Source organism: Actinomyces urogenitalis DSM 15434, from assembly GCF_000159035.1.
Lineage (GTDB): Bacteria > Actinomycetota > Actinomycetes > Actinomycetales > Actinomycetaceae > Actinomyces > Actinomyces urogenitalis.
This window is the reverse complement of sequence record NZ_DS999576.1, coordinates 513,429-519,149: the sequence shown is the minus strand read 5'-3', so window position 1 is coordinate 519,149 and position 5,721 is coordinate 513,429. Positions and strand designations below refer to the sequence as shown.

1 protein-coding gene is annotated in these 5,721 nt (G+C 73.0%); it reads left to right on the top strand.

Features of this window, described 5'->3' with window-relative positions:
* Positions 1-5,721, top strand: a 5,721-nt coding sequence (locus HMPREF0058_RS10400; RefSeq protein WP_006549754.1) for a fatty acid synthase subunit beta domain-containing protein, incomplete at both ends; no start/stop codon positions are given.

The following is a 5,721-nucleotide window of genomic DNA, read 5'->3' as shown; positions in this document are numbered from 1 at the left end:
CACTGTCCGGCGGGCCGGGCGAGGTGGCGCAGGTGCACGCGCTGGCGCGCCTCATCGGCGCCGCGGCGACCCGCACCACCCATCGCCAGGGCCTGGGGAGCGTGGGTGAGGCGACGCCCATGCTCTCGGTGCGTGGGGTGACCCGTCCGGTCCTGGAGGAGGTCCTAGAACGCGTGCCGGGCCACGAGGAGCTGACTATCGGGGTGGCCAACGGCCGCGACGCACATATCGTCTCCGGCCGGCCAGGCACGCTCGTTCTGGTGGTCTCGGCCCTGGAGGCGGCTGCGGCACGCAGCGCCAAGGCACGCAAGGACCGGCGTCTGGGCGGGGCTGTGCTCGCCCCGGTCACGGAGTTCCTAGCCACCACGGTGCCCTTCCACAGCCCCTTCCTGACCACGGCCGTCGACGACGTCGTGGCCTGGGCCGCAGCCTGCGGCCTGCAGACGGCGCTGGCGCGTGACCTGGCCACGGCTGTGCTCACCGATGCCGTGGACTGGCCCGAGATCCTGCGCCAGGCGCTGGCGACAACGGCTGACGGCCGCCACCCCCGCATGGTGGTGGACCTGGGGCCGGGCAACGTCCTGGCCCGCATCACCGCGACCGCGGTGGCAGGCACCGGAGTCCGGGTCGTGCCGGCCGGCACCGCGCGCGACCTGGACAACCTGGACCGTGCCGGAGCCTGCCCTGCGGCCACGGTGGACCGTTCGCGCTACGCTCCGCGCCTGACGCGCCTGCCTGACGGTCGCCTCACGCTGGACACGGCCTTCACCCGCCTGACGGGACGCTCGGCCGTGCTCCTGGCGGGACTGACCCCGACCACGGTCGACCCGCAGATCGTGGCGGCTGCCGCGAACGCCGGCTACTGGGCCGAGCTGGCCGGCGGAGGCCAGACCACCCCTGCGGTGCTCCAGGCCAACCTCGACGGCCTCAAGGAGCAGCTGGAGCCGGGACGCACCGCGGCCTTCAACGCCATGTTCATGGACCGCTACCTGTGGAACCTGCACCTGGGATCCCAGCGCCTGCTGTCCAAGGCCCGTGCTGCCGGGGCGCCGGTGGACGGCGTCGTCATCTCCGCCGGCGTGCCCGAGCTCGACGAGGCGACGGCGCTGCTGGAGCGCCTGCGCGAGGAGGGCTTTAGCTACGTGGCCTTCAAACCGGGCACGGTCGAGCAGATCCGCGCGGTGCTCGCCATCGCCGCCGCGGCGGCACCCACGCCGGTCATCATGCAGATCGAGGACGGACACGCCGGGGGACACCACTCCTGGGAGGACCTCGACACCATGCTGCTGGCCACCTACGACGACATCCGCGCCCACGACAACGTCGTGGTCTGCGTCGGTGGCGGGATCGGCACGCCTGAGCGCGCTGCTGACTACCTCACGGGCCGGTGGGCCCTGGCTTACGACACGGCCCCGGCGCCGGTGGACGGCGTCATGATCGGCACGGCCGCCATGACGGCGCGTGAGGCGCGTACGAACCCTGACGTCAAGCAGCTGCTCGTGGACACTCCCGGCATCGCCGTACGTGCCCCGGCAGACAGCGGGGCCGACGGCGGCTGGGTCGCCTCAGGCGCGAGCCTGGGCGGTATGACCTCAGGGCTGTCCCACCTGCGGGCGGACCTGTACGAGATCGACAACTCCTCGGCGGCAGCCTCTCGCCTCATCCAGCAGCTGGCCGGGGACGAGCAGGCCATGGCCGCGCGCCGCCAGGAGATGATCCAGGCCCTGGCCCGCACCGCCAAGCCCTACTTCGGCGACGTGGAGGAGATGACCTACCTCGCCTGGGCCAGCCGCTACGCCGAGCTGTGCCTGGCGCCCCATCCGGGCCGCCCGGCCGGCGAGCAGGACTGGAACGACGAGGGCTGGTACGACCGTTTCCTCGACCTGCTCCACCGCATCGAGGCGCGTCTGGCCCCGGCCGACCACGGGGAGGTGGAGACCCTCTTCGTCACCACCGCCGACGTCGTCGACTCCGACGCCGCCCTGGCCGCCCTGCGCCAGCGCTACCCGCAGGCCGCCACCACGCTGGTCACGCCTGGCGACGCCGCCTGGTTCCCCGCACTGTGCCGCAAGCACCCCAAGCCCGTGCCCTTCGTGCCGATCCTGGACGCTGACATCCTGCGCTGGTGGGGGACGGACTCACTGTGGCAGTCCCAGGACCCGCGCTACAGCGCCGACCAGGTGCGCATCATCCCCGGCCCGGTGTCGGTAGCCGGGATCACGAGCGTGGACGAGCCGGTCAGCCAGATCCTGGGACGCTTTGAGCAGGCCGCCGTCCAGGCGCTCCAGGACCAGGGCACTCAGGCTCAGCCGGCCGCGGCCAGGCTGGGCAGCGGCACGGGCAGCCAGGCCCGGCCGGTGGCGGACGCGGCGCAGCTGGTGCGCTGGGCTCCCCACGTGCTGTGGAACGGGCACCTGACGGTCAACCCCGCACGGGTGCTGGAGGAGGACTCCTACACGGTGGTCTCCCGCCCGGAGGTCGGAGCGGACGCCTACGACCTCGACATCCACCTGGACACGCACTGGGACCAGGTCCCCGGCGGTGAGGCCGTCCACGCCGTGCGTCACCTCGTAGTCCCGCTGCGCCTGGCGGCGGCCTGGGACGGCGCCGTGCCCCTGGTCGATCCAGGACGGATCTCGCAGACGATGAACGCCCTGCTGCGCGCCACGGCGGGCGTGGGGGCCACCTCGGCGGCCGGAGACCGGATCACCGCCCTGCCCCTGGTCCACCCTGCGCGCCCCGGCGCCCTCGACGCCCGCGGCCAGGCGGCCACCCAGCCCTTTGGAACCGTGGAGGACACCTTCACCCTGGCATCGACCCTGGGAGCCGACCACGCGGCCGTCACCGGTGACGCGTTGCCTGCCGGAGGCGGCCAGGCCCTGGTGGCGGCACCGCTTGTGCCAGACGCCTTGCTCGGCCCGTGCTGGCCGGTGGTCTACGCGGCCCTGGGCAGCGTCGTCGAGGACGGGATGCCCCTGATCGAGGGTCTCCTGGGCGCGGTCCACCTCGACCACACCATCGACCTGCGCCGCAGCGTGGAGGAGCTGGCTGCCTGGGTCGGTCCCACCTCGCGCGTGGCGGTGACCGGCTGGGTGGCGGCCCTGGAGGAGTCCAGCGCCGGACGGGTGGTGGACGTCCGCCTTGAGCTGCGCGAAGCCGTATCCGAATCCGAGCAGGACCAGGAGGACGGCGCGCCCTCACGGCAGGGGAAGGGCGAGCTGATCGCCCTCATGCGTGAGCGCTTTGCCATCCGGGGCCGCGCCCACGGCACGGCGGCCCCCAGCGCCCCCGATCTGGCTGGTGGCACGGGCAGGCAGACTGTGCGCTGCGCCCGGCGGCTGCTGCGACGCGTCACGGTCAAGGCTCCGGCGGATATGACCGCCTTCGCTCGCGTGAGCGGGGACTACAACCCCATCCACACCAGTTACCACGCCGCCCGGGTGGCCGGGATGCAGGCACCGTTGGTGCACGGCATGTGGCTGTCGGCCACCGCGCAGCAGGCGGCTGCTGCCACCGACGCCTCGGGAGTGGGCTTCGTCCTGGAGGGCTGGACCTACGTCATGCTCGGCACGGTCGAGCTGGAGGACGAGGTCGTCATCAGCGTCGAGCGCACCGGCCTCGTGGTCGGGGGCGGCTACGTCCTGGAGGTGACCTGCAAGGTCGGCGGCGACGTCGTCTCGCGGGGAACCGCCCTGACGGCGCCCGAGCCCACGGCCTACCTCTACCCGGGTCAGGGCATCCAGGCTGCCGGGATGGGCCTGGACGAGATGAACAGCTCGCGTGCGGCCCGCCAGGTGTGGCAGCGCGCGGACGCCTTCACCCGCTCCGAGCTCGGTTTCTCGGTCATCAACCTCGTGCGTGACAACCCGGTGGAGATGACCGCGCGCGGTGTCACCTACAGACACCCCGAGGGGCTGCTCAACCTCACCCAGTTCACCCAGGTTGCCCTGGCCACGGTGGCCATGGCCTCCACCGCCCGACTGGCGGAGGCCGGGGCCCTGGTCGAGGACGCGGCCTTTGCCGGCCACTCCCTGGGTGAGTACACGGCCCTGGCGGCCTACGGCCACGTCATGGACGTGGAGACCACGATCGCCATCGTCTTCCAGCGCGGGTCCACGATGCACACCCTGGTCGAGCGTGACGCCCAGGGCCGCTCGGGCTACCGCATGGGTGCCCTGCGCCCGAACCAGGCCGGCGTGAGCGCCAGCCAGGTTGAGGACTACGTCGCCTCCATCGCCGCCTCCAGCGGTGAGTTCCTCCAGATCGTCAACTACAACCTGGCTGGGGCCCAGTACGCGGTGGCCGGCACGGTCGCGGGCCTGGAGGCGCTGGCCGCGGACAGCCGCAGGCGCGCCGAGGCCCGCGGGGGCAAGAACCCCTTCATACTCGTGCCCGGCATCGACGTCCCCTTCCACTCCGAGGTGCTGCGCCCGGGCGTGCCGGCCTTCCGCAGCCGCCTGCTGGAGCTCGTGCCCGAGGACCTGGACTATGAGCGCCTGGTGGGGCGCTACGTGCCCAACCTGGTGGCACGTCCCTTCGAGCTGAGCGCGGACTTCGTGCGCTGCATCCTCCAGGTCGTGCCCTCCGAGCCGGCGCGCCAGGTCCTGGAGTCCTGGCCGCAGTGGTCCCAGCGTCCACGCGAGCTCGCCCGCCTGCTGCTGGTCGAGCTCCTGGCCTGGCAGTTCGCCTCCCCGGTGCGCTGGATCGAGACCCAGGACCTGCTGGTGCGCTCGCGCGCCGAGGGCGGCCTGGGCGTGCGTCACCTGGTGGAGGTGGGCCTGGCGGCCTCGCCGACCCTAGCCAACCTCGCCTCGCGCACCCTCATGCTGCCCGAGCACGCCGCTCGCCACGTCACCGTCCACAACGTGCGACGTGATGAGGCGCGGGTGCTGGCCACGGACACCGATCCCGCGGTGAGCGTGGAGGAGACCTCCAGCCACGGTGCTCCGGGCGAGCCTGCGCCACAGCCTGGGACGCAGCCCGAGCCGGCCTCGCCGCAGGCATCTCCGGCGTCGACCAAGGCCTCGGTCCCCAACGCGCAGGCGGGTCCGGCTCCGAGCGAGCCCGCGGCTGACCTCGCCTTCGGCGCAGCCGATGCGCTCCTCGTCCTGCTGGCCCACGCCGCCCGCATCACTCCGGAGCAGATCGGGGCCACCGACACCACCGAGACCCTGACCAACGGCGTGTCCTCGCGTCGCAACCAGCTGCTGATGGATATGGGCGCCGAGCTGGAGCTGGCCTCGATCGACGGCGCCGCCGACGCGGACATGCCGACCCTGAGCGGGATCGTGGCCAAGAGTGCTCCGGGCTACAAGGCCTTCGGGCCGGTGCTCACCGAGGTGGTGCGCTCGGGCCTGGGACGTCTGCTCGGGCCGGCCGGACTGCGCGCCTCCTACGTGGGCGAGCGCCTGAGCACGGCATGGGGCCTGGGCGAGGGATGGACGGCGCATGCCAGTGCCGCCCTCGTGCTGGGCAGCCGTGAGGGGTCCTCCGTGCGCGGCGGTGAGCTCGCGAGCCTGGGCACCTCGGCCCCAGCGAGCTCGTTTGGCGAGGCTGATGCCCTCATCGACGCCGCCGTCCAGCAGGTTGCCGCAGCCCACGGGCTGAGCGTGGCCCGGGTCAGCGCCGCGACGGCGGGCGGCGCCGTCGTCGACTCTGCCGCCCTGGACGCCTTTGCCGCCACGGTCACCGGGGAGCGCGGCGTGCTCGCCACGACGGCCC